Source organism: Citromicrobium bathyomarinum (assembly GCA_001306305.2).
Lineage (GTDB): Bacteria > Pseudomonadota > Alphaproteobacteria > Sphingomonadales > Sphingomonadaceae > Alteriqipengyuania > Alteriqipengyuania bathyomarina.
The window spans coordinates 1,903,474-1,927,919 of record CP155577.1; the positions used below are offsets into that span (position 1 = coordinate 1,903,474).

22 protein-coding genes are annotated in these 24,446 nt (G+C 64.8%); 11 read left to right on the top strand and 11 right to left on the bottom strand.

Annotation, left to right across the window (positions count from 1 at the left end):
- Positions 1 to 17 precede the first annotated feature (17 nt).
- Positions 18 to 476 (top strand): EF-hand domain-containing protein, encoded by a 459-nt coding sequence (locus VO57_009560; protein XBL68387.1) that lies wholly within the window; start codon positions 18 to 20, stop codon positions 474 to 476.
- On the opposite strand, the gene trmFO is transcribed toward VO57_009560, so the two are convergent.
- Positions 473 to 1,840 (bottom strand): methylenetetrahydrofolate--tRNA-(uracil(54)-C(5))-methyltransferase (FADH(2)-oxidizing) TrmFO, encoded by a 1,368-nt coding sequence (gene trmFO / locus VO57_009565; GenBank protein ID XBL68388.1) that lies wholly within the window; start codon positions 1,838 to 1,840, stop codon positions 473 to 475. The genes VO57_009560 and trmFO overlap by 4 nt on opposite strands.
- A gap of 78 nt (positions 1,841 to 1,918) precedes the next feature.
- On the opposite strand from trmFO, the gene VO57_009570 reads away from it, so the two are divergent.
- The gene (locus VO57_009570; protein ID XBL68389.1) at positions 1,919 to 2,563 is read left to right on the top strand and encodes a lysoplasmalogenase family protein; all 645 of its coding nucleotides are present in this window, start codon (positions 1,919 to 1,921) and stop codon (positions 2,561 to 2,563) included.
- A gap of 78 nt (positions 2,564 to 2,641) precedes the next feature.
- Here the strand turns inward: VO57_009570 and gyrA are convergent, their stop codons facing one another.
- Positions 2,642 to 5,467: a DNA gyrase subunit A gene (gyrA, locus tag VO57_009575; GenBank protein XBL68390.1), complete on the bottom strand. Its 2,826-nt coding sequence runs from the start codon at positions 5,465 to 5,467 to the stop codon at positions 2,642 to 2,644.
- Between the two features lie 300 nt (positions 5,468 to 5,767).
- Here gyrA and VO57_009580 point away from each other — a divergent pair, with 300 nt between their 5' ends.
- A complete protein-coding gene (locus VO57_009580; protein XBL68391.1) occupies positions 5,768 to 7,027 on the top strand; it encodes a hypothetical protein in 1,260 nt (419 codons plus the stop codon).
- 83 nt (positions 7,028 to 7,110) lie between these two features.
- Here the strand turns inward: VO57_009580 and VO57_009585 are convergent, their stop codons facing one another.
- Positions 7,111 to 7,839, bottom strand: coding sequence for an NYN domain-containing protein (locus VO57_009585; protein ID XBL68392.1), 729 nt, complete (start codon positions 7,837 to 7,839; stop codon positions 7,111 to 7,113).
- 79 nt (positions 7,840 to 7,918) lie between these two features.
- Here VO57_009585 and lipA point away from each other — a divergent pair, with 79 nt between their 5' ends.
- Together lipA and VO57_009595 are read left to right on the top strand one after the other, a co-directional pair.
- Entirely contained in the window at positions 7,919 to 8,887 is a 969-nt protein-coding gene (gene lipA / locus VO57_009590; GenBank protein ID XBL68393.1) for a lipoyl synthase, read from the top strand.
- Entirely contained in the window at positions 8,887 to 9,345 is a 459-nt protein-coding gene (locus VO57_009595) for a type II toxin-antitoxin system RatA family toxin (GenBank protein XBL68394.1), read from the top strand. Before lipA ends, VO57_009595 begins: the two co-directional genes overlap by 1 nt.
- On the opposite strand, the gene VO57_009600 is transcribed toward VO57_009595, so the two are convergent.
- On the bottom strand, positions 9,306 to 9,806 hold the full coding sequence (locus tag VO57_009600) for a CinA family protein (GenBank protein ID XBL68395.1): 501 nt from the start codon (positions 9,804 to 9,806) through the stop codon (positions 9,306 to 9,308). The genes VO57_009595 and VO57_009600 overlap by 40 nt on opposite strands.
- A gap of 3 nt (positions 9,807 to 9,809) precedes the next feature.
- A complete protein-coding gene (locus VO57_009605; GenBank protein ID XBL68396.1) occupies positions 9,810 to 10,964 on the bottom strand; it encodes a bifunctional 2-C-methyl-D-erythritol 4-phosphate cytidylyltransferase/2-C-methyl-D-erythritol 2,4-cyclodiphosphate synthase in 1,155 nt (384 codons plus the stop codon).
- Between the two features lie 62 nt (positions 10,965 to 11,026).
- Between VO57_009605 and dusB the strand changes: the two genes are divergently transcribed.
- The 5 genes from dusB to hflX all read left to right on the top strand — a co-directional run bounded on the left by dusB (position 11,027) and on the right by hflX (position 17,985).
- The gene (gene dusB, locus VO57_009610) at positions 11,027 to 12,046 is read left to right on the top strand and encodes a tRNA dihydrouridine synthase DusB (GenBank protein ID XBL68397.1); all 1,020 of its coding nucleotides are present in this window, start codon (positions 11,027 to 11,029) and stop codon (positions 12,044 to 12,046) included.
- 117 nt (positions 12,047 to 12,163) lie between these two features.
- Entirely contained in the window at positions 12,164 to 14,383 is a 2,220-nt protein-coding gene (locus VO57_009615; protein XBL68398.1) for an ATP-binding protein, read from the top strand.
- Positions 14,384 to 14,411: 28 nt separating this feature from the next.
- Positions 14,412 to 15,791, top strand: a complete 1,380-nt coding sequence (locus VO57_009620; GenBank protein ID XBL68399.1) for a sigma-54 dependent transcriptional regulator — start codon at positions 14,412 to 14,414, stop codon at positions 15,789 to 15,791.
- 182 nt (positions 15,792 to 15,973) lie between these two features.
- The gene (gene hfq / locus VO57_009625) at positions 15,974 to 16,621 is read left to right on the top strand and encodes an RNA chaperone Hfq (GenBank protein ID XBL68400.1); all 648 of its coding nucleotides are present in this window, start codon (positions 15,974 to 15,976) and stop codon (positions 16,619 to 16,621) included.
- A gap of 41 nt (positions 16,622 to 16,662) precedes the next feature.
- Positions 16,663 to 17,985 (top strand): GTPase HflX, encoded by a 1,323-nt coding sequence (gene hflX / locus VO57_009630; protein ID XBL68401.1) that lies wholly within the window; start codon positions 16,663 to 16,665, stop codon positions 17,983 to 17,985.
- 96 nt (positions 17,986 to 18,081) lie between these two features.
- Here hflX and mazG read toward each other — a convergent pair whose 3' ends face one another.
- A complete protein-coding gene (mazG, locus tag VO57_009635) occupies positions 18,082 to 18,852 on the bottom strand; it encodes a nucleoside triphosphate pyrophosphohydrolase (protein ID XBL68402.1) in 771 nt (256 codons plus the stop codon).
- A gap of 196 nt (positions 18,853 to 19,048) precedes the next feature.
- Here mazG and VO57_009640 point away from each other — a divergent pair, with 196 nt between their 5' ends.
- Positions 19,049 to 20,263, top strand: a complete 1,215-nt coding sequence (locus VO57_009640) for an MFS transporter (GenBank protein ID XBL68403.1) — start codon at positions 19,049 to 19,051, stop codon at positions 20,261 to 20,263.
- Here VO57_009640 and VO57_009645 read toward each other — a convergent pair.
- The 5 genes from VO57_009645 to VO57_009665 are packed head-to-tail and all read right to left on the bottom strand — an operon-like array spanning position 20,247 to position 24,423.
- Positions 20,247 to 20,414, bottom strand: a complete 168-nt coding sequence (locus VO57_009645) for a hypothetical protein (protein ID XBL68404.1) — start codon at positions 20,412 to 20,414, stop codon at positions 20,247 to 20,249. The two genes, VO57_009640 and VO57_009645, sit on opposite strands and share 17 nt — an antisense overlap.
- Positions 20,411 to 21,178, bottom strand: a complete 768-nt coding sequence (locus tag VO57_009650) for an MBL fold metallo-hydrolase (protein XBL68405.1) — start codon at positions 21,176 to 21,178, stop codon at positions 20,411 to 20,413. Before VO57_009650 ends, VO57_009645 begins: the two co-directional genes overlap by 4 nt.
- Complete coding sequence (locus VO57_009655) at positions 21,175 to 21,969, bottom strand: TatD family hydrolase (GenBank protein XBL68406.1); 795 nt, start codon at positions 21,967 to 21,969, stop codon at positions 21,175 to 21,177. Before VO57_009655 ends, VO57_009650 begins: the two co-directional genes overlap by 4 nt.
- Entirely contained in the window at positions 21,969 to 23,531 is a 1,563-nt protein-coding gene (metG, locus tag VO57_009660; GenBank protein ID XBL68407.1) for a methionine--tRNA ligase, read from the bottom strand. The genes VO57_009655 and metG overlap by 1 nt, the downstream gene beginning before the upstream one ends.
- Complete coding sequence (locus VO57_009665) at positions 23,524 to 24,423, bottom strand: DNA polymerase III subunit delta' (protein XBL71320.1); 900 nt, start codon at positions 24,421 to 24,423, stop codon at positions 23,524 to 23,526. The genes metG and VO57_009665 overlap by 8 nt, the downstream gene beginning before the upstream one ends.
- Positions 24,424 to 24,446 lie beyond the last annotated feature (23 nt).

Below are 24,446 nucleotides of genomic sequence, written 5' to 3' on the forward strand. Positions count from 1 at the left end.
TCGAAGGGGGAGGACTGATGGATCGCGTGGTGCTGGGTGCAGTGCTGGGGCTGATCCTGGCGGGTGTCGGGATTTTCTGGTGGCAGGGCCGCGCGCAGGTGGAAGAGGCCGCTCCGCCGCCGCCTGACGTTGCTGCAACTCCGGCAGAGGACGCGCTGCCCCAGGCCGATCCGGCCGACCTTACCGGCCCGGCTCCTCCCGAAGCGACCGAGCTGACCCGCGAACAGCGGCGCTTCTTCCGCTACGACCGCAATCGCGACCTCAAGATCACCCGCAACGAGATGCTCTCGACCCGCAGCGATGCGTTTCGCAAGCTGGACAAGGACGGCAACAACCTACTCGATTTCGAGGAATGGGCAGTGGCGACCGTCGACAAGTTCGAGGGTGCCGACGCGGATGGCGACCGCGTGCTGACGCAGGCCGAGTTCGCAACCACCGCGCCCAAACCGAAGAAAAAACCGCGCTGTAGCTGCTAGGCAGGCACGCGCGCGCGCGCGGCAAGCCATTCGCCCAGATCCGCCTTTGCGCGTCTGGTATAGGCTTCCTTGCGCTGTTTCTTCTTCACTTCGTGGAGCGGCGGGAAGAGCCCGAAATTGACATTCATCGGCTGGAAGGTCTCCGCCTCGGCATCGCCGGTGACGTGGCTCAGCAGAGCGCCGAGCGCGGTGGTGCGCGGGGGAGGGGACCAGTCCTCGCCGCGATGCTCGGCGGCCACCATCAGTCCAGCGAGCAAGCCGATCGCCGAGCTTTCGACATAGCCCTCACACCCGGTGATCTGTCCGGCGAAGCGGATGTGGGCCGCGTTCTTCAACCGCAATTGCCGGTCGAGCACCAGCGGCGAGTTGATGAAGGTGTTGCGGTGCAGCCCGCCCAGCCGCGCGAATTCAGCGTTCTCCAGACCGGGGATCGTCCGGAACAGCTCCACCTGCGCGCCGTATTTCAGCTTCGTCTGAAACCCGACCATGTTCCAAAGCGTGCCCAGCTTGTTGTCCTGCCGCAGCTGAACGACCGCATAGGGCCAGCGGCCTTGCGGATGTTCCTCGGTGGTGTCGTAGGGGTTGTCGAGTCCGACGCCCTTCATCGGTCCGTAGCGCAGCGTTTCGACACCGCGCGATGCCATCACCTCGATCGGCATGCAGCCGTCGAAATAGGGGGTGTCGGCCTCCCACTCCTTGAACTCGGTCTTATCGCCGTCGATCAGCGCCTGCACGAAGGTTTCGTACTGCTCTCTGGTCATCGGGCAGTTGATATAGTCGCCATCCTCGTTGCTGGCCTCAGTCCGCTTGTTCCAGCGGCTCTGAATCCAGCATTTGCTCATGTCGATCGAGTCGCGGTGGACGATCGGGGCGATGGCGTCGAAGAAGGCCAGCCGATCCTCGCCGGTCGCCTGCACGATGCTTTGTGCGAGGTTCTGCGCCGTCAGCGGCCCGGTCGCGACGATGGCGAGGCCTGCATCGGGCAGCGTATCGACCCGTTCGCGCACCACGGTGACGTTGGGATGCTCGGCCAGCCTGCGTTCGACTTCTGCCGAAAAGACGTCGCGGTCCACCGCCATCGCGCTGCCAGCGGGCACGCGCGCCTTTTCGCCAGCGGACATCACGATCGAATCCAGCCGCCGCATTTCGTCGTGCAGCAGGCCGACCGCGTTCTTGTCGCTGTCGTCGGAGCGGAAGGAGTTGGAGCAGACCAGCTCGGCCAGTCCGTCGGTCTGGTGCGCGGGTGTCATCTCGCCGCTGCCGCGCATTTCCGACAGGCGAACCTTCAGCCCCGCCTGCGCCAATTGCCACGCCGCCTCGCTGCCCGCGAGACCGCCGCCGATAATGTGTACGTCATGTGTCATTGCCAGCGCACCTAGGCGCAGTACTGCAAAAGTTCAAAGCATGTGGCGAGTACGCGGCACCCGCGTTAGAGACGGGCCATGCCGCGCCGTGCCCTCGTCCAGTATCGCCCTTGGCTTGTCCTGAGCCTGATTGCGGCAATCGCCTTGCCGCTGCTCGAGCAGACTGCGCTGGGCGGGGTCTGGCTGATGGCGATCAAGACCAGCGCGGTGGGCTTCCTCGCACTTTATGCTGCGCAGCGGACAAAGGGCCTGAGGGCCGGGCTGTTCGTTCTCGCGCTCGCTTTGAGCGCTCTGGGCGACCTCGCGATCGAGCTGTCGTTCATTGCGGGGGGCGTGGCGTTCTTTGCTAGCCACGTCGTCGCGATTTTGTTCTACCGCCGCTACCTGCGGCCGGAGCCGAGTGTGGCACGTACCTGGGTGACGACGCTGCTGTTTCTTGGCGTTCCGCTGGTTGCCTGGTGGCTGAGTGGCGACATCCTGATCGGGCTCTACGGCCTCGCGCTGGGCGGGATGGCGATGGCCGCGTGCCTAAGCCTGTTCCCGCAATCGCGGGTGGGGCTGGGCGCGCTGCTGTTCGTCGTGTCCGACTGGCTGATCTTCAGCCGCCTTGGCCCGTACGACCTCGCGCCGCTGCCCGACCTGCTGGTCTGGCCGACATACTACGTCGGACAATTCCTGATCGCGACCGGAGTGGTGCAGACGCTGCGCCGGTTCCGGCGGTAAACCAGTCGCCCTTCCAGCGACCGCTCGCCCCGATGTGTTCGAGGGCGAGCGGGCTTTGTCTGGGAGCGGGACTACGCCCTAGACATCCGTGGGTGTCGGATCGTCCCGGTCCAGCGTGGTGTGCGGCGAGGTGGTCTGGTCTTCGCGCGCCATGCGTTCGTCCATGATCGCCTCTTCGGCCTCGTTTTCCGGATCGGCATCCTCGTCGATCCGCGCCGCGCCGACGATCTGTTCGCCCTTGGCGACGTCGAACACCTTCACGCCCGAGGAGCCGCGGCCGTAGATCGACCAGCCCTTGTGGTTTACGAACCCGTCGGGAATCAGGTGGCGGAAGTCGATCGGCAGGCGGATCAGCTTGGCCTGGTCGGTCACCAGCATCAGCTGCATGCCGTGGCGCACGGGGAAGCTGGCGACGACCGGGCCGTTGCGCTTGGAATCGCTAGGCTCGCCGATATTGGTAATGCCCTGGCCGCCGCGCCCGATGGTACGGTATTCGTAGGCCGAGGATATTTTGCCGTAGCCATTGGCGGTAAGGGTGAGGATGAACTCTTCGTTCTCCTCCATCTCCTGCGCCAGCTCGGTATCCAGCGTGTGGTCGGTGTCGTTGTTCTTCCACACCGCGCCGCGAAGGTAGGCCTCGCGCGTTTCCATGTCGTGGCTGAGCGGGTGGAGCACGGCGAGGCTGACGACCTTGTCGCCTTCCTTCAGCTTCATGCCCCGAACGCCGATGCCGGTGCGGCTCTTGGTTTCGCGCGCGTCCGTGGCGGCGAAGCGGATCGCCTTGCCCGCGTCGGAGGCGAGGAAAATCTCCTGATCCTCGTTCAGCAGGCGCACGCCGATCAGTCGGTCGCCGCTGTCCTCGACGAAGCCCATCGCGTATTTCCCGTTGGACGGGATTCTGGTGAAGGCGTCCATCGAGTTGCGGCGGACCATTCCCTGTTCGGTCGCGAAGACGATGTTGAGCTTGCTCCACTCGGCCTCGTCCTGCGGCAGGGGCAGCACGTTGGTCACACGCTCGTCCTCGCCCAGCGGCAGCAGGTTGACCATCGGGCGGCCCTTGGTGGTCGGGCTGCCTTCGGGCAGCTTCCATACCTTCAGGCGATAGACGCGGCCCGTATTGGTGAAGAACAGCACCGGATTATGGGTGCTGGTGACGAACATCTCGACCACCGCATCCTCGTCCTTGGTGGCCATCGAGCTGCGGCCCTTGCCGCCGCGCGCCTGGGCGCGGAAGGCGTGCAGGGGGGTGCGCTTGATGTAACCGCCATGGGTGACGGTGACGACCATGTCTTCCTGCTCGATCAGGTCTTCGTCGTCGACGCCATCCCATGCGGGCGCGATTTCGGACATGCGCGGCGTCGCGTACTGGTCGCGGATCGCCTGCAATTCCTCGCGCATGACCTGGTACAGCTTGCGCCGGTCGGCGAGGATCGAGAGGTAGTATTCGATCTTGGTCGCGAGTTCTTTCAGCTCGTCGCCGATCTCGTCGCGGCCGAGCGCGGTCAGGCGGTGCAGACGCAGGTCGAGGATCGCCTTCACCTGCCGTTCGGACAGGCGGTAGGTGCCGCCGTGTTCGTCGGAGCTGGGCTCGATCGCCTCGACTAGCGCGATGTACTGCGCGATATCGCCGATCGGCCATTCCTTGCGCAGCAGCTTGCCGCGCGCCTCGGCGGGGTTTGCGGCGCCACGGATGATCGCGACAACCTCGTCCATGTTGGAAACCGCGACCACCAGGCCAAGCAAGATGTGCGCCCGGTCGCGCGCCTTGTTCAGTTCGAACTTGGTGCGCCGGGTGATGACCTGTTCGCGGAAGCTGATGAACGCCTGAATGATGTCGCGCAGCGCGAGCACTTCGGGCCGCCCGCCACGGATCGCCAGCATGTTCGCCGGGAAGCTCGCCTGCGCGGGGGAATAGCGCCACAGCTGGTTGAGCACGACTTCGGGCGAGGCATCCCGCTTCAGGTCCACGACCACGCGCACGCCTTCGCGGCTGGATTCGTCGCGGATGTCGGAGATGCCTTCGATCCGCTTGTCCTTCGCGGCCTCGGCGATCTTCTCGACCAGCATGTTCTTGCCGACCTGATAGGGGATCGAGGTGAGCACGATCGACTGGCGATCATTGCGCCCGGTTTCGACCTCGTGCCGCGCCCGCATCATGATCGAACCGCGACCGGTCAGGTAAGCCGAGCGTGCGCCCGACTGGCCCAGGATCAGGGGCGCGGTGGGGAAATCGGGGCCGGGAATGTACTCGATCAGCTCTTCGGAGGTGATCGCGGGGTTGGCGATGAAGGCGAGGCAGCCGTCGATCACTTCGCCCAGATTGTGCGGGGGAATGTTGGTCGCCATGCCGACCGCGATGCCCCCTGCACCATTGACCAGCAGGTTGGGAAAGCCCGCCGGCAGAACCGTCGGTTCTTCGCGCGAACCATCGTAGTTCTCCGCGAAATCGACGGTGTCCTTGTCGAGATCGTCGAGCAGCGCGTTGGCGACCTTTTCGAGCCGCGCCTCGGTGTAACGCATCGAGGCCGGCGGATCGGGGTCCATGGAGCCGAAGTTGCCCTGGCCGTCGATCAGCGGAACCCGCATCGACCAGCTTTGCGTCATGCGGGCGAGAGCATCGTAGATCGCGCTGTCGCCGTGAGGGTGGTAGTTACCCATCACGTCGCCGACGATCTTGGCGCTCTTGCGATAGGGTCGCCCGGCGACGAAGCCGCCTTCCTGGCTGGCGAAGAGGATCCGGCGGTGGACCGGCTTCAGACCGTCGCGCACATCGGGCAGCGCGCGGCTGACGATTACGCTCATCGCGTAATCGAGATAGCTGGTCTTCATCTCATCGACGATGTCGATGCGGTCATATTCGCCCATGGGGCTGGGCGGGGTGAGGGTGTCGGTTTCGTCGCTCAAGGAATGTCCGGTCCGTCTGTTATTCGGATGCGTCTGACGCGCAGTCGGGGAAGGCTAGGGGAAAGCGTCCGGCGGTGCCAGCAATGGCAGCCAGACATGGGGATTGAAGGGCGGTTTTTCCACATTTTCTGCGGAGTTGGGCGTCGATTTACCTGAAGCACCCATTCAACCTCGGTTCAACCGGTTTCAGCCACTCTCTGGACGTTGGCGTGGCACTATCGCATAGGCCGCGCGTTATTCCGATAAGCAGATGACAAACGCTGCGCGACACTGCGCGGCTGAACAGGAGAGACGATACGTATGGCCAAGTTTGCCTTTTTCCCCGCCAAGAGTTCCGGGTTCGCAATCGCTGCGGCGATGATGGCGGTCGGCACGCTCGGCGCGACCGCGATCGCCACGCCCGCCTATGCGCAGAAGCAGGCTAAGTTTTCCAAGGAATTCCTTGCGGCGTTCCAGCCGATCGACGAGGCGATCAAGGGCGAAAACCCCGATTACGCCGCACTGCGCGCGCAGGCCGAAGCTGCCAAGGACACGGTCAAAACCGATGACGAACGCTTTTTCTACGGCAGCACGATGTACACCATTGGCGGTAAGCTCAACGATGTCCCGCTGCAGCTCGAAGGCATGAACATGATGCTCGACAGCGGCAAGGTGCCCGAGGCCAACGTGCCGCAGTATACCTACGTCGCCGGCCAGCTTGCCTTCAACTCGCAGGACTGGGCATCCGCTCGCGCACGCTTCGAGAAGGCGATCGAGCTTGGTTACGAGGTCGAGCAGGCACGTGCGCTGATCGCGCGAACCTACAGCGAGGAGGGCGATTTCACCGCCGCGCTGCAAACGGTGAATGACCAGATCAACGAACAGATTGCCGCCGGCGGCGCACCGGATGAAACCCTGCTCAAGCGCGGGCTTACCACGGCTTATAACAACGATCTGTTTGAAGACGCGATCAATTACAGCCTGATGCTCGTGAAATACTACCCGAGCGCGACGACGTGGGCCGATGCGGTCGCGATCCAGCGTAATTTCGGTCAGTGGTCTGATGCCGAAATGCTCGACCTGCTGCGTCTTGCGCGCGCCGCGAATGCAATGCGTGAGGCGCGCGATTACACCGACTACATCGATGCGGCCAACTTCCGTCGTCTTCCGGCAGAGGTTGCGGCTGTCACCGCCGAGGGCATCTCTTCCGGCAAGCTCAAATCGAGCGACACCTTCGTCGCAGAAGCACAGCGCGAATCTCAGTCGCGTACCGCCGGTCTCAAGGCCGACCTCGGAGCGCTTGAAAGCGACGCCAAGGCATCCGGCGCGTCGGCCAGCCTCGCGGTTGCTGCAGGTGATGCCTACCTGAACTTCGACAATGGTGCGAAGGCGGCCGAGCTTTACGAGCTCGCGCTGACACGGCCCGATGTCGATCGCAGTCTCGCTCTGACCCGCCTGGGGATCGCACAGGTCAAGGCAGGTGATTATGCCGCGGCGCAGGAGACTCTGGGCAAGGTTCAGGGCCAGCGCGCGTCCATCGCCAGGTTGTGGGCGGCTTACGCCAAGCAGCAGGCGGGCTGATTTCAGCCGCTTTCAAGCCGATAAAGGAACGGCGCGGGAGGGAGACCTTCCGCGCCGTTTTCTTTTCTCTTGCGGTGATAAGATCAGCGCAGGCGTTTGACGTACATCCCGCTATTGTCGCGCCGTTCCACCTTGAACTCGTCGATCGCCTCAAACAGGTCGGACAGCCGCTTGTAGCCATAATTGCGCACGTCGAAGCTGGAACGGTTGCCGGCGATCTTGCCGACCTCGCCCATCGGCGCATAACCGTTTTCGTCGCGCTTCGCCGCTTTCCACGCGGTGCCGAGCAGTTCGACCAGTTCGTCGTCGATCTGGCCTTTGCCCTTCGCAGCGCGCGCCTTGGGCGTTTCCTGTTCATCGGAGGCGCCCTTGATCAGCGCGTCGATATCGATGAAGCGCGTGCACGCGCTCTTGAAGGCGGCGGGCGTCTTGTTCGTGCTACCAAAGCCGTAGACGACCAGCCCATCCTGGCGCAGCCGTGTGACCAGCGGGGTAAAGTCGCTGTCCGAGCTCATTATCCCGAAGCCATCGACCTTGCCCTGATACAGCAGGTCGATCGCGTCGATGGTCATCGCCATGTCGGTCGCGTTCTTGCCCGCCGTCAGATCGAACTGCTGCTGCGGACGGATGCCGTATTTGTGGGTGATCTTGTCCCAGTTGGCGAGGTTGTTCTTCGCGAAGTTGCCGTAGGCCCGCTTGATGTTGACCTGGCCGAGCTCGGCCATGACGGTCAGCACCGGGTCGATGCCCTTAGGCGTGGTATTGTCCGCGTCGATCAGCAGCGCGATATTCTTGAGGGTCTCTTCGGTCATGCCCGCCACATGGGCGAGCGGAGGCCTACTGGCAAGGCGCGGCATTGCCTCTGCCGGGCGAGGCTCCTAGATGGCGGGCATGAACGACCTCTCCTCCGCCCCCGAACCGCAAGACAACCGCGCACCGCGCCCGCGCAAACCCGACTGGATCAGGGTCAAGGCGCCGGTGAGCAAGGGCTATCACGAGACGCGCCGTCTGATGCGCGACCTCAGCCTGAACACGGTGTGCGAGGAAGCGGCCTGCCCCAATATCGGCGAGTGCTGGGAGAAGAAGCACGCCACCGTCATGATCCTCGGCGACGTCTGCACGCGCGCCTGCGCGTTCTGCAACGTCAAGACCGGGATGCCCCGGCTGGTCGATCCGATGGAGCCTGAGAATGTCGCGGTCGCGGCGGGCAAGATGGGTCTGGAACACATCGTCATCACCAGCGTCGACCGCGACGACCTGCCCGATGGCGGGGCGGGGCAGTTCGTGAAGGTGATTCAGGCTCTTCGTCGCGAGACTCCGAACACGACGATCGAAATCCTCACGCCCGACTTCCGCGGCAAGATGCGCCCCGCGATCGAGGCGATCTGCGAAGCCGGGCCGGACGTGTTCAATCACAACCTCGAAACCGTCCCGCGGCTGTACCCGACGATCCGCCCCGGTGCGCGCTATTACGCCTCGCTGCGCCTGCTCGAAGAGGTGAAGTCGCACGACCCGCTGATCTTCACCAAGTCCGGCATCATGCTGGGCCTGGGCGAGCAGCGCCTCGAAGTTCATCAGGTGATGGACGACATGCGCAGTGCCGACGTCGATTTCATCACCATGGGCCAGTACCTCCAGCCGACGCCCAAGCACGCGAAGGTGGAGGATTTCGTCACGCCTAAGGCGTTCGACGCGTTCGGTTCGATCGCGCGGGCGAAGGGCTTCCTGCAGGTCGCGGCGAGCCCGCTTACCCGATCCAGCTATCACGCGGGCGACGATTTCGCGCAGATGAAGGCAGCGCGTGAAGAGCGTCTTCAGCGCGACGCGGCGCGCAAGACCGGAAACGCCGGAGGCCGCTGATGCCTGGCATCCACCAGCAGCGCGTGCTGCCGTTCACGCCCGAACAGATGTTCGATCTGGTCGCCGACGTGAAGCGTTACCCCGAGTTCCTGCCATGGGTGATCGCGACCCGGATCCAGTCCGACAGCGAGACTGAGATGGTTGCGGACATGGTCGTCGGCTTCAAGGCGATCCGCGAGAAGTTCACCTCGCGGGTGGAGAAAAACCGGCCCGAGAGTATCCGGGTCCACTATATCGACGGCCCGCTGAGCGACCTGCAGAACGATTGGCGTTTCGACGCGGTGGAAGGCGGATGCGAAATCGATTTCTGCGTCGATTTCACGTTCAAGAACAAGATTTTCGAGCGGCTGGCCGGGGCCTATTTCGACCGTGCCTTTCGCCGGATGATGGCCGCGTTCGAGGAACGCGCCCACGAACTCTACGGCAATAGCAGCTCCAGCGCACACAGCGTCGCCTGACGGCGGATTTCGCCGCGGCCCAAGTCGCCGAAGGATTTTAGTTCGCCCTCAGGCTCGCCATCGTGCCCGCGCACGGCCCGCGCGAACACGACCGTGCCGACCGGCTTGGTCGCACTTCCGCCGCCGGGGCCGGCCACTCCGCTGATCGCAACCGCGACATCCGCGTTGCTGTTGGCAAGCGCGCCCTGCGCCATCGCCCACACGCAGGCGATCGATACCGCACCGAAGGTTTCGATGATGTCCTGCGGAACCCCCAGCATCTCCATCTTCGATTCGTTGGAATAGGTGACGAAGCCGCGATCGAGCACGGAGGATGACCCCGGAATTTCGGTGATCGCCGCGCTCACCAGCCCGCCGGTGCAGCTTTCGGCCAGCACGAGCGTGCGGTTCGCATCGCGGTTCGCATCGACCACCTTAGTGGCCAGTTCGACGACATTGGTGGGGAGCAGGATGTCGGTCATGCGCTAGAAATCCTCCCTGATCAGCGTGGCGACCGCCTGTGCGGCAATGCCTTCGCCGCGGCCGGTGAAGCCCAGCTTTTCGGTAGTGGTCGCTTTTACGCTGATCGCATCGGCCTGAACACCGGCGATTTCCGCAATTGTCTCACGCATCGCGTCCTTGTGCGGCCCGATCTTGGGGGCTTCGCAGATGATCGTCAGGTCGAGATTGCCGATCCGGTAGCCTGCCTCGCTCGCCAGACTGACCGCGTGGGCCAGAAACTGGCTGGATCGCGCGCCTTTCCAGCGTTCGTCGCTGGGCGGGAAGTGGGTGCCGATGTCGCCATTGCCGATTGCGCCGAGGACGGCATCCACCAGCGCGTGGAGCGCGACGTCAGCATCGCTATGGCCCGCAAGGCCCTGATCGTGATCGATTTTCAGGCCGCCGAGCCATAGCTCTTCGCCATCGGCCAAGCGGTGAACGTCGAAGCCGGTGCCGGTCCGCACGGGTGGTGCCTGCATCGCGAAATCCTCTGCGAAGGTGAGTTTTGCAAGGCGCTGCGAGCCTTCGACGATGGCGACTTCGCCGCCCGAATGGCGCAGTACCTGCGCGTCATCCGTCGGTTCCGTTTCGCTGTCCCACGCGCGGTGCGCCGTGAGAATCTCTGCAAAGCGGAAAGCTTGCGGGGTCTGCACGCGGGCCAGGGCGGAGCGGTCTTCCTGCCCAGTCATCACCCCGTTCTGCGTGCGAGCGATGGTGTCCACCAGGGGCAGGGCGGGGATCGCGCCAGCATGGCGCTCAAGCGCATTCAACACGCGTTCAACGACAGCTAGCGGGACAGAGGGGCGCGCGGCGTCGTGGATCAGCACGGCTTCCGGCGGATCGAGTGCGAGTGCTTCCAGCCCGGAGGCGACCGAGGCCCGGCGGGTGTCGCCACCCTCGACGAACAGAATGTTTTCGAGCCCGGCGGTCGCCTCGCGGGCGAGGTCTTTCGCATCGGGGGCGATCGCGATCACGATGCGGTCTGCGCCTGCTTCGAGCAGGTGCTCCACCGAGTGGCGCAGCACCGGCTTGCCGCGCCAGCGGACATATTGCTTGGGGATCGCCTGCCCAGCACGTGTGCCGGAGCCTGCGGCTACGATAATCGCGGCGAAGCGGGGGGCTGGTGCGGGGGATGGCATGGAGCCGAGAGGGCTACGCGCTTGCGGGAAGCGCGGCAATCCACTATTTGGCGCGTTTCCCCATGATGCAAGTACCAACCCCTCCCTCGGCCCCGAAGCCGATCGCCATCGGCGACGTGCGCGTCGAGACGCCCGTGGTCCTCGCGCCGATGACCGGTGTGACGGACATGCCCTTCCGCACGCTGGTGCGCCGCTACGGCTCGGGCCTCAACGTGACCGAGATGATCGCGAGCGAGGCCGCGATCCGCGAGACGCGCCAGAGCGTGCAGAAGGCCGCGTGGGACCGGATCGAGGAGCCGGTCAGCATGCAGCTGGTCGGCTGCGATCCGGCGAGCATGGCCGAGGCCGCGAAATTGCAGGAAGGCAACGGCGCGGCGATCATCGACATCAATTTCGGCTGCCCCGTCCGTAAGGTCGTCGGCCAGCTGGCGGGCAGCGCGCTGATGCGCGAGGTTCCGCTGGCGACCAAGCTGATGGAAGCGACGGTCAAGGCGGTCGATGTGCCAGTGACCGTGAAGATGCGGATGGGGTGGGACCACGACAGCCTCAACGCGCCCGAACTCGCGCGGATTGCCGAGGATCTGGGCGTGAAGATGATCACTGTCCACGGCCGTACCCGCAACCAGATGTATAAAGGCAGCGCCGACTGGTCGTTTATCGCCAAGGTGAAGGACGCGGTGAATATACCCGTGATCGTCAACGGCGACATCTGCTCGATCGACGATGCGGCCAGGGCGCTGGAGCAATCGGGCGCGGACGGGCTGATGATCGGGCGCGGTGCCTATGGCCGCCCGTGGCTGCTCGGCCAGGTGATGCACTGGTGGCAGACGGGCGAAAAGCGCGCCGATCCGCCGCTGAACGAGCAATATGCCGTGGTGGTGGAGCATTTCCGCCGGATGCTCGACCATTACACGCCCGAAGTCGGCGTGAAGATCGCGCGCAAGCATCTGGGCTGGTATGTGAAGGGCCTCTACGGCTCGTCCGAGTTCCGCAAGGCGGTCAACTTCATCGACGATCCCGCACAGGTGCTGGGCGAGATCGAGCGCTTCTACGAACCCTTCCTGGTCCGCAACGCTGCCTGAGCCCACCGTCCCGCAAACATGCAGGCTACGAAGCGTTGCCAAAATGCGACGCGAAGTGGGACGTATCGGCGTTTGTAACTTGTATTATGGCAACAGCGATGTTGTAAACTGGCAACGATGAGCGCTTCGGACGGCACAACTCCACGCGGATCGCGCCTCGCACGGCGCATGGTCGTGGCATCGCGTCGGGCGAACCTGTTCCGCTGGCTGGAGATCGGCGCCGGGGTTGCGCTGGCAATCATGATCGTCGCGACCTGGACCGCGTTTGCCAAGACTCCGGACGAGACCCAGCTCTTGCCCACCCGGCAGACCTCTATGCTCCTCGTCGGTACGCTGATCCCGGCGATGGCGCTGCTCGTGCTGCTGGGCCGCAGGCTGGCGCTTCGCCGGGCGGCGGGCAGTACCGCGCGGATGCACGTGCGGCTCGTGTTCGTGTTCTCCATCATCGCGGCGGTGCCCACTTTGCTGGTGGCGACGTTTGCGGCGATCCTGTTCCAGTCGGGCGTGGACTTCTGGTTTTCGGATTCCTCGCGCGGATTGATGGATAGCGCCAATAATCTGGCACGCGGGTACTACGAACAGAACCAAGTCGATGTGTCGCAGGAGACCCGCGCGATGGCGGGCGACATGCTGTACCTACTGCGTGAACGCGCGGCCGACGATCTCGCCAATCGCGATTTCCTAGAAGACTACAACTACCAGATGCAGCGGCGCGAGATAAACGAAAGCGCCATTCTGCAGGCTTTCCCGGACGGCACGGTCAACACCGCTGTCGCGATCGGTCTGGTCGAGGGCAACCAGCCGGCGCTGGCAGGCGAAAAGGCCCTCAAGAAGTTCGCCGATGGAGCGATCGAGGTCGTGCAGGCAAACTCGATGCGGGTGGAGGCCATCATCCCGATCGATCGCGAGGCGGGCATTTACCTATACAATGCACGCAACAATGAATCCCTGTCCTTCAGCCAGTGGGAAAAGGCGACCGACGTGGTCGCCCGCTATCAACAACTGACAGAGCGCGCGCGCGCCTTGCAGCTGCGTTTCAATCTGGCGCTGTTCTTCGTCTCACTGGCGCTGGTCGGCTTTGCGGTGTGGTTCGCGCTGCGCTTCGCGGACCGGCAGGTCGAGCCTCTGACCAATCTGGTGCTCGCCGCGGGCAAGGTGGGGGCGGGCAACTTCTCGCTGCGTGTCGAAGGGCGCACCGGGGCGGACGAGATCGGCCTGCTCAACCGCGCGTTCAACCGGATGACCGCGCAGCTGGAAGCGCAGACCGACGATCTGATGCGCGCCAACCGCGAGCTGGACGAACGGCGTGCCTTTATCGAGGCAGTGCTGGAATCGATGACCGCCGGGATCGTCTCGATCGACGAGGATGGGACGATCCAGCTGATGAACACCTCGGCTAGGGCGCTGCTGTTCGACGATCCGTCGCAAGATGGGCGGGGGAGGGCCTTCGCCGAAATCTCCCCGCAGATCGCCGGGGTGATGGAGCAGGGCGGGGATCGCGGCATCGTGACCCTGAACAGGGGCGCAGACCTGCTGACGCTGGCAGTGCGGATCGCGCCCGCAACCGGCGGCAAGGTGATTACCTTCGAGGATATTACCCGCCAACTGCTCGACCAGCGGCGTGCCGCATGGTCCGATGTGGCGCGGCGGATCGCGCACGAGATCAAGAACCCGCTGACGCCGATCCAGCTCGCGACCGAGCGGCTCAAGCGCCGCTACCGCACCAAGGTGGGCGATGACGCCGCGCTGTTCGACGAGCTGACCAGCACGATCGTGCGGCAGGTAGGCGCGCTGCGCAAAATGGTCGACGAGTTTTCGTCCTTCGCGCGGCTGCCCAAGCCCGTTTTCCGCGACGAGAATGCTCTCGACCTGGTGCGTCAGGCGGTCTTCCTGCAAGAGGTCGCGCATCAGGACATCGCCTTCACGTTCGACACGCCTGAGGACGAAGTGCCGCTGAGCTGCGATCGCCATCAGTTCGGCCAGGCGATGACCAACGTGCTCAAGAACGCGGTCGAGGCGGTCGAGGCGCGCGCCGCCGAAGAGGGCGAGGGCTTTGCCGGAAAGATCGCGGTGTCGATCGCGCCGGGCGAAGACGTGGTCGATATCTGCGTGACCGATAATGGCGTGGGGCTGCCCGCCGATCGCGACCGGATCGCAGAACCTTACGTGACCACGCGCGAGAAGGGCACGGGTCTCGGCCTCGCAATCGTAACCAAGATTGTGGAGGAGCACGGGGGCGAGATGAGTTTCGCGCCGGCCCCCGATGGCGGCACGCAGGTGATCCTGCGCTTCGCCCGCACCCCCGAAGAACCTGCGTCCGAAGAGACGCCGGCATGATGCCGAACACCCTTGGAAGGAGGCGCTGATGGCGCTCGATATTCTGGTCGTCGACGACGAACGCGACATTCGCGATCTGGTCTCCGGCGTGCTCAGCGACGAGGGCTACGAATGCCGCGTTGCGGGTGACAGCGGGACCGCGCTGCGACTGGTCGACGAACGGCGGCCCAGCCTCGTGCTGCTCGACGTGTGGCTTCACGGAAGCCCGATGGACGGGCTTGAGGTGCTCGATGCGATCAAGGCGCGCGAGCCGGAGCTCCCGGTGATCATTTTCTCTGGTCACGGCAATATCGACACGGCCGTTTCCGCGGTCAGCCGCGGTGCGATGGATTTCATCGAGAAGCCGTTCGAGACCGAGCGGCTGCTGCTGCTGGTCGAGCGGGCGACCGAGACCGAGCGGCTGCGGCGGGAGAACACCCGGCTGCGACAGGATAATGGCGGTGCGGGCGAGGAATTCACCGGCAATTCCGCCGCCGTGAACCAGGTCCGCGCGACGCTGAAGCGAGTAGCCAGCACGGGCAGCCGCGTGCTCATCAGCGGCCCTGCGGGATCGGGCAAGGAAGTCGCCGCGCGGCTGCTGCACAGCTGGAGTCCGCGCAGCGAAGGCGGCTTCGTGATCGTCAATTCGGCGCGGATCACGCCCGAGCGGTTCGAACAGGAGCTGTTCGGCGAAGAGGCGGAGGGCAAGCTGGTCCGGCCCGGGCTGCTGGAAATGGCCGACGGCGGCACGCTCTATCTCGACGAGGTAGCGGATATGCCGCTCTCCACCCAGGCCCGTATCCTGCGCGTGCTGACCGAACAGAGCTTCGTGAGGGTGGGGGGCAACCGCCAGATCGGGGTGGACATGCGGGTGGTCTCCTCCACCTCGCGCGATCTGCAGAAGGAAATCGAGGAAAAGCGTTTTCGCGAGGATCTGTTCTACCGCCTCAACGTGGTGCCGGTGGAAATCCCCTCGCTGGCCGACCGGCGCGACGATATTCCCGCGCTGGCGACCCATTTCTTCGCCCGCTATGCCGCCGAACAGGGCCTTCCGCCGCCCGAGGTGAGCGAGGAGGCGCTGGCGACGCTGCAGGCTTACGACTGGCCGGGCAACGTGCGCGAGCTGCGCAATGTGGTGGAGCGCACGGTGATCCTCTCCCCGCGCGACCAGATGAGCGTTATCGAGCCGGACATGCTGCCGGGCGAGATCACCGAGGGCGGGGTCAAGGGCGGTATCGGCCTGTCCAGCCTGATGGGTGTGCCGCTGCGCGAAGCGCGCGAGGAGTTCGAACGTGAATACCTCACCGTGCAGATCCGGCGCTTTTCGGGCAATATTTCCAAGACGGCGAGTTTTATCGGAATGGAACGCTCGGCCCTGCACCGAAAGCTGAAGATTCTCGGCATGACCGATCGCAAGGACGACGGCTGAACGCGCATCTTCCGCCCTTGCGGGAGTTAACGAACTCCGCTTACCGGAACGCAAGGCCGCGGCGCGCATTTTTTGATTGAGTGGCGGTTGTTGCCTTCCCCCGGGCGCGACAGCCGCAGATATACGAGCGCCCGCTAGCCGTGCCGTATGCGCGGATGGCCAAGAACAATAGGAACAGGGTCATGCCCGAAGGAAAAACGCTCTCCATTCGCACCAAACCCAAGGCCGCCGACGACGAAGTCGCCAGCGCCGCCGAGTCCAGTGCGGCTGCGCCCGCACCGGCGCGGAAGACCACGCGGCCAGCACCCGCGCGCCCGCGCGGAGCCCGCGCTTCGGACGACAAGCAGCCGGGCCTGCAGGATTCCTTCCTCAACCTGCTGCGGCGTGAAAAGGCGCCGGTCACGGTGTTTCTGGTCAAGGGCGTGAAGCTGCAGGGCATCATCACCTGGTTCGACAATTTCAGCCTGCTGCTGCGCCGCGACGGCCAGTCGCAGCTGGTCTACAAGCACGCGATCAGCACGATCATGCCGGCATCCGCGATGGATGCGGAGCAGTTTTCCAGCCAAGACGGCAGCCGCAAGCAGCGCCAGCTTCAGGACGTGTTCCTGAGCCGGGTGAGCGAGGCGGAGGTTCAGGTGACCATGTTCCTCGTCAACGGGGTCATGCTCCAGGGCCGGATCGCGGCCTACGACCTGTTCTGTACGCTGCTGGAGCGCGACGGTTACGTCCAGCTCGCCTACAAGCACGCGGTATCGACCATCCAGCCCGCCGAACCCGTCGACCTGAGCGACTGGGAAGAGGACGAGCCGGATCACGACGACGACGATTGACAGGAACGACCTAGATTTTCGAAGATGACCTGCAAGGCGAGGTGACGCGCGGTGCGCGCGCGCTCGTTATCTGCCCCGACATTCGCGGCCAGATCCACGACCTGCCGGCCGAGGAGCGCCTCGCCGAGGCGGTCGGCCTCGCGCACGCGATCGGGATCGAGGTGGCGGAAAGCTATATCCAGCCGATCCGAGACGTGCGGCCCGCCACGCTGTTCGGGGCAGGGCAGGTCGAACAGATCGGCACCCAGGCCGAACTGGCCGAGGCGGAGCTGATCATCGTCGACGGCGCGCTCACCGCGATTCAGCAGCGCACGCTGGAGGAAAAGCTCGCGCGCAAGGTGATCGACCGGACCGGGCTGATCCTCGAGATCTTCGGCGAACGCGCGGCTACCGCCGAAGGGCGGTTGCAGGTGGAACTCGCCCATCTCGACTATCAGGCCAGCCGGCTGGTGCGCAGCTGGACCCACCTTGAACGCCAGCGCGGCGGCTACGGCTTCCTCGGCGGGCCGGGCGAAACCCAGATCGAGGCCGACCGGCGGATGATCCGCACGCGCATGGCGCGGCTGCGGCGCGATCTCGAACAGGTCAAGAAGACCCGCGCGCTACACCGGGAGCGGCGCACCCGTGCGCCCTGGCCGGTGATCGCGCTGGTCGGCTACACCAACGCGGGCAAGTCGACGATCTTCAACCGACTGACCGGCGCGGATGTGATGGCCGAAGACCTGCTGTTCGCCACGCTGGACCCCACGATGCGCGCGATCAGCCTGCCGGCGGTCGAGAAGGCGATTCTGTCCGACACGGTGGGCTTCATTTCCGACCTGCCTACGCAGCTGGTCGCGGCCTTCCGCGCGACGCTGGAAGAGGTCACCAATGCGGACCTGATCCTGCACGTGCGCGACATCGCCAATCCGGCGAGCGCGGCGCAGAAGACGCAGGTACTGGAGGTGCTGCGCGGGCTCGGCGTGGTCTCCGGAGGCGAGGAGGGGGAGGAGCCGGTCAGTTCGATCCCCATGCTCGAAGTGTGGAACAAGTGGGATCTGCTGGCCGACGATGCCCGCGAAGACCTCGCCGCGCGCGCCGCGGAGGACGATACGGTGGTGCCGCTATCCGCCGAAACCGGGTTCAATATGGATGCGCTGGAGACGCGGATCGGCGATGCGCTGACCCGCGAGGCGAGCGTGTGCGAATTCGTACTGCCGACATCGGCCGGGCGCGAGATCGCGTGGCTGCACGCGCACGGCGATGTGCTGGAGGAAGAAGAGCTTCCTGCCGGGGAGGGCGGTGCACCGCGCCACCGGCTGCTGGTCCGCCTCGGCCCCAAGGAACGCGGGCAGTTCGAGAGTTTCGGGGTGAGTTCGTCGTAGTGACGTCATGCTGAACTCGTTTCAGCATCCAGATCTCAATCCGAATGAGTCGGACACGAGGAAGGCTGGACCCTGAAACGAGTTCAGGGTGACGGCCTATCTTTCCTTCTCCGCGCGCTTGACCGCCTGCCACAGCGCCTCCTGCGCATCCAGGTCGAGCGTGGCGAACTCCCCCTCGGCCAGCGCTTCCATCCCGCGATAGCGCCGTTCGAACTTGTCGTTCGCGGAGCGCAGTGCGGCCTCAGGCTGGATCCCGTACGCGCGGACCAGATTGACTGCGGCGAACAGCAGATCGCCCGCTTCCTCCTCGCGCGTTGCATCATCCGCTTCGGCCAGTTCTTGCGTCTCCTCGACGATCTTTGCTGCCGCGCCGGAAGGATCGGGCCAGTCGAACCCGTCGCGTGCCGCGCGTTTCTGCAGTTTTTCCGCGCGAAGCAGTGCGGGGAGGGCGCGGGCGACGCCGTCCATCGCGCTTTGCTGGCCCTTCGCTTCGCGCTCCTGCGCCTTCAACGCTTCCCAGCGAGTCTCGTCCATCGTGCCGTCGCTGCCGCCGAAGATGTGCGGATGGCGGGCCTCCATCTTGTCAGAGATTGCCTGCGCCACGTCCTCGAAGCCGAACAGGCCGCGCTCCTCGGCCATGCGCGCATGGAACACGACCTGCAGCAACAGGTCGCCCAGTTCCTCGCGCAGTTCCGCCATGGCGTCACGCTCGATCGCGTCGGCGACCTCGTAGGCTTCCTCGATCGTGTACGGCGCGATGCTGGCGAAATCCTGCGCCAGATCCCATTCGCAGCCGTGTTCGGGATCGCGCAGCCGCGCCATGATGGCGAGCAGGCGATCGATCTGGGGTGTCAGTGTGTGCGTCATGACGCACGAGTAGGGGCAAGCGCGCGCCGCGTCAGCAGCGGATTGCCGGACACATTAGATGGATAATATATATTATGTTAAATAAAGTTGATTGGTGGCGGATTGCGTAGGTCCCACTAAAAAAGCCGGACTTGACGCCGTGCCGCCGCACCCAATGTAGCACGCTCTCTTCTCGCCCCTTGGAATGACAAGCACAATGACCGCAAACTCGCAGCCGCTTTCAGCGGGTCGCATCGCTTTCGTCATCCTCGCGCTCGCTCTCGGCGGATTCGCGATCGGCACGACGGAGTTTGCCGCGATGAGCCTGCTGCCGTTCTACGCGGCGGACTTTGCAATTACCGAACCCGTCGCCGCGCACGCGGTCAGCGCCTATGCACTGGGCGTGGTGGTTGGAGCGCCCATCCTCGGATTGTTCGGCGCAAACTGGCCCCGCAGGCGCCTGCTGGTCGTACTCATGGTCCTGATCGCTCTCGGCGATGCAGCGACCGTGATGGCGCCCGGTTATTATGCGCTCCTGGCTTTTCGCTTCCTGAGCGGCTTGCCGCATGGTGCCTATTTCGGAGTAGCAGCGCTGCTTGCCGCTTCGCTCATGCCGGAAAGACGAGCGGCCGCAGCTTCTTACGTGATGGCCGGCCTCGCCGTCGCCACCGTCATCGGCGCGCCGCTGGCCAACTGGCTGGGCCTTACGGTGGGCTGGCGGGTTGTGTTTGGCGGCGTATCGGGGATTGCGCTGGCGACTGCGGCCGCGCTTCAGCTACTGGCACCGCTGCAACCCGCTGAATCCGGTCGAAGCGTGCGCAGGGAGCTCAGCGCGCTGGCGCATCCGCAGGTGCTGTTGACGCTCGGTGCTGGCGCGGTCGGGTTTGGCGGGCTTTTCGCGGTCTACAGCTTCCTTGCGCCCGTGCTGACCGAATATACCGGCGTTGCGCCGGCATCGGTCCCGTGGGTGTTCGTCGTGTTCGGCTTCGGCATGCTGGCGGGAAACCTGTTGGGAGGCTGGGCGGCGGACATCTCGCTCAAGACTGCGGCGGTCGGCCTGCTCGCATGGAGCGCCGTCTTTCTGGCCGCGTTCACCTTCGCTGCCAGCAATACTTGGCTGATTTCGCTGGTCTGCTTCGCCATCGGCATGGGTGGCGGCCTCGGGCCGATTCTTCAGGTGCGCCTCATGGATGTCGCAGGGGAAGCGCAGACGATGGCCGCGGCGCTGCATCATGCCGCCTTCAACCTCGCCAATGCGCTGGGCCCATGGCTGGCGGGTCTGGCGATCACCGCCGGACTGGGCTGGACGGCCCCTGGCTGGGTCGGTTTCGGCCTGGCGCTGGGAGGTATCGCGATACTGTTGGTGGCGTTTTCGCTTGAGCGACGCGGGTCGCGCCGCGCCTCGGGTCAGGATGCTATCGCACCATCGTAATCAGCAGCATCAGCCCTGTTATGATCACCGCCCAGATCAGCGCGTGGCGCAGCGACGTCTTCCAGTTAAGCCCGCGCGCTGCGAACGCGCTGACCGCCAGGATCAGCCAGCCAACCAGCGCGATGATCTGGACGACTTCGAACTGGTTCACGCGGCGACCACCATTCCGTCGTAACCGACCTGGACGCCCGCTGGAACTTCGCCCGATAAAGTCTTGTAATCCATGCTTTTATCAAGGTGGGTCAGCACGATCTTGCCGACCTTGCAGCGCTTGCCGAGTTCCAGCGCCATGGCGAGGTTCGCATGGGTCGGATGTTCTTCCCGGCGGAGGCAATCGCACACGAGCAGGTCAACGCCCTTGAACAGCGTCACCATCTCGCTGGTTATCTCACTAAAATCAGTGGCATAGCCGATGGACTTGTCATCGCATCCGAAGCGATAGCCGGTGCTTTTCGCGGGGCCATGCGGCATCACGCACCAGTTGACGGTGAAGCCCGCAAACAGCCGCAGCCGGTCGAGCACCTCCAGCTTCACAATCGTCGGATAGCCGTGTTCCCCTGCGAAAACGTAGGAAAAGCGCGCCTTCAGCCGGCGCACAGTCTCCTCGACGCCATAGCCCGGGATCGGCCCGCTGCGGCCGTATCTCAGCGCGCGCAGATCGTCGATTCCGTGGCAATGGTCCGCATGGTCGTGGGTCCAGAACACGCCGTCGACATTGGTGATCTTGTTGCGCAGGAACTGGTCGCGCAGATCCGGCGGCGTATCGACCAGCAGGCGTGCGCCCGCGTCGTTTTCCACCACGATCGACACCCGCGTGCGGCGGTTGCGCGGTTCGGACGGGTCGCACGCACCCCAGTCGCCATTGATGCGCGGAACGCCGGTCGACGTGCCCGAGCCGAGCAGCGTGACCTTCACGCCGTCGCCTTGCCTTGCTGGCGCGTCTTCGCAAACAGCGCGTGGAAGTTGCGCGTGGTCTGCTCGGCCAGTTCTTCTACGCTGGTCTCGCGCAAATCCGCCACGAATTGCGCGGTATTGGCGACGAAGGCCGGCTCGCAGGTCTTCCCGCGATGCGGCACGGGCGCGAGGAACGGGCTGTCGGTTTCGACCAGCAGCCGGTCCGCTGGGATGATCTTGGCGACCTCCTGCAGATCCTTCGCGTTCTTGAAGGTAACGATGCCGGAAAGCGAGATCGACAGGCCGAGATCGAGCACCTTGCGCCCGAAGCTTTCCGATGCGGTGAAGCAATGGATCAGCGCGGGATAGGCCCCCTTCCCCATTTCTTCCTCGAGGATCGCGGCGGTGTCATCCTCGGCATCTCGGGTGTGGATGATCAGCGGCAGCCCGGTCTCGCGCGCGACGTCGATATGCATGCGGAACAGCGCCCGCTGCGTTGCCCGGTCGGACTTGTCGTAGAAGTAATCGAGCCCGGTCTCGCCGATCCCGACCACTTTGGGATGCTGTGTCGCTTCGAACAGCGTCTCGCGCGCCAGATCGGCATGGCCATCGGCATTGTGCGGATGGATGCCGACGCTCGCCCAGACGTCCGGCTCGCGTGCAGCGGTGGCGACGACCTGGTCCCACTCGGCCTGCTTGGTCGAGATGTTCAGGAAGCCCTGAACCCCCGCCTCGCGCGCACGCGAAAGCACCGCGTCCTGATCGTCGACCAGGCCTTCGTATTCGAGATGGCAGTGGCTATCGATCAGCATCAGCCTGCGTCCTCAGCCTCGGGCAGTTCAAGGCGCGGGAACAGCGGGCTCGGCGGTGCGACGCGGTATCCGGTGCGCACCAGCGCGCCGTACCAGCCCTCATCGGCCAGATCCTCGAAAGTCCGCGCGTCTTCGGCAATTCCCAGCATGGTCAGCAGGTGGTCCGCTTTCTCCGGAATCACAGGCTGGATCGCGATGGCGAGGTCTCGCAGCGCGATAAACAGCGTCTGCAGCACGGTGCGCATCCGCTCCGGGTCGGTCTTCTTGAGCGCCCACGGGGCCTGCTCGTCGACATACTGGTTGCAGGCGTAGACCGCCTTCATCCACGCCTCGATCCCGGTCGAGAAGGCGAGCTTTTCGAACTGCTTGGGCAGACCTTCGCGGCAGGCGTCCTGCACCGTGGTCAGCAGCGCCTTGTCGTCGCCCGCGGGCGAGTAGGCCCCCAGCTCGCCGTCGAGGTTCTTGGCGATCATCGAAAGCGTGCGCTGCGCGAGGTTGCCGAAGCTGTTGGCCAGCTCCGCATTGGCGCGGGTTACGATCGCTTCGGGCGAATAGCTGCCATCCTGCCCGAAGGCGATTTCGCGCATCAGGAAGTACCGCAGCGCATCCACGCCGAACTGCTCGGCCAGCACATTGGGATCGGTCACATTGCCGAGCGATTTGCTTTCCTTCTGCCCGCGGTTGAGCAGGAAGCCATGGCCATAGACCTGCCTGGGCAGATCCACGCCCGCGCTCATCAGGAAGGCCGGCCAGTAGACCGTGTGGAAGCGGATGATGTCCTTGCCGATCAGGTGCAGATCGGCGGGCCAGTATTTCCAGTCAGCGCCCTCTTCCGGGTAGCCGAGGCCGCTGATGTAGTTGGTCAGCGCGTCGACCCACACGTACATCACGTGGTCCTCTGCGCCCGGCACCTGCACGCCCCAGTCGAAGCTGGTGCGGCTGATCGAAAGATCGCGCAGGCCGCCTTCGACGAAGCGCATCACCTCGTTGCGGCGGCTGTCGGGCTGGATGAAATCCGGCTGCGAGGCATAGAGGTCGAGCAGCTTGTCCTGGTACTTCGACAGGCGGAAGAACCAGCTTTCCTCAACGGTCCATTCGACCGGGGTGCCCTGCGGGGAAAGCTTCTCCCCTCCTTCTCCTTCGACCAGTTCCTTCTCGTCGTAGAAAGCTTCGTCGCGGACCGAATACCAGCCTTCGTAGCGGTCGAGATAGAGGTCGCCATTGGCTTCCATCCTGCGCCACAGCGCCTGGCTGGCGGTGTGGTGGCCAGCTTCGGTGGTGCGGATGAAGCGGTCGTAGGAAATGTTCAGCCGGTCGAACAGGTCGCGGAAATAGCCGCTCATCTCGTCGGCGAGTTCGCGTGGGGTCTTGCCCTGCTCTTCTGCCTTGCGGGCCATCTTCAGCCCATGCTCGTCCGTGCCCGTCTGGAACCGCACGTCGCGGCCCTTCAGGCGCTGGAATCGCGCGATTACGTCGGCAGCGACCGTCTCGTAGGCGTGGCCGATATGCGGCTTGCCGTTGGGGTAATGGATCGCGGTGGTAATGTAGTAGGGTTCAGCCATCGGAAGCGGCTCTATTCGGCGCAGCCGAAGCGAGCAAGGTGCCGATTTCCATCGCGAGGAAACCGGGGTCGAAATTATAGCTTCGCGCCTGGCCCGAAATGGTCACCAGCCGGGCATGCGCGTCGACCAGAGCGGGAATGTCGATCGAGTCGGGCGATTCCAGCTTCTGCGCCAGCACGGTGCGCGCAAGGTCGAGCGTGGCGGACAGTCGCGCCCGGTCGGGCCGGGCGCCGATCTCCTCACCCAGCTTGCCGCGCAGGACGAAAGCCGGGTCTCCCTCGCTCGCGATCTGGCGCATCAGCGCCTCCGCAGGGGCGAGCTCCTGTGCGATGAACGACAGTGCGGCCCCCGGCGCTCCGCCGCTGGCGCGCGCGGCCAGCGCGATCTCGGCCGGGTCGGCCTGGTCGCCGGTGGCGCGCAGGGCATCCTCGACCGCGCCCATGGACAGCGGATTGAACCGCAGAATCCGGGCGCGCGAGCGGATCGTGGGCAGCAGCAGACCGGGGCGATGGGTCACCAGCAGGAAGAACGTGCCCGCAGGCGGTTCCTCCAGGCTCTTGAGCAGCGCGTTGGCGGCGCTCCGCTCCAGATCGTCCGCCGGTTCGATGATGATCGCGCGAAAGGCGCCCAGCGTCGGCCGCGTGGTCAGCCGTGCCTGCATCGCGCGTATCTGGTCGATAGAGATGTTGCGCTTGGTTTCGAACGCCTCGCCCTTCTCCGCCTTCTTCGCTTCCTTGTCGTCCTTGGGCAGGTGGGTCAGCAGCTGGATGTCGGGGTCGTTCTCCGCCACCGGCGCATCGCGTCCGATGGCGACCAGCTCGCGCGCGGCGGCGAAGGCGAAGTCGTGCTTGCCCAGCCCCTTCTTCCCCGCGAGAATCCACGCGTGATGCATGCGCGGACTGGCGAGCGCGGCGC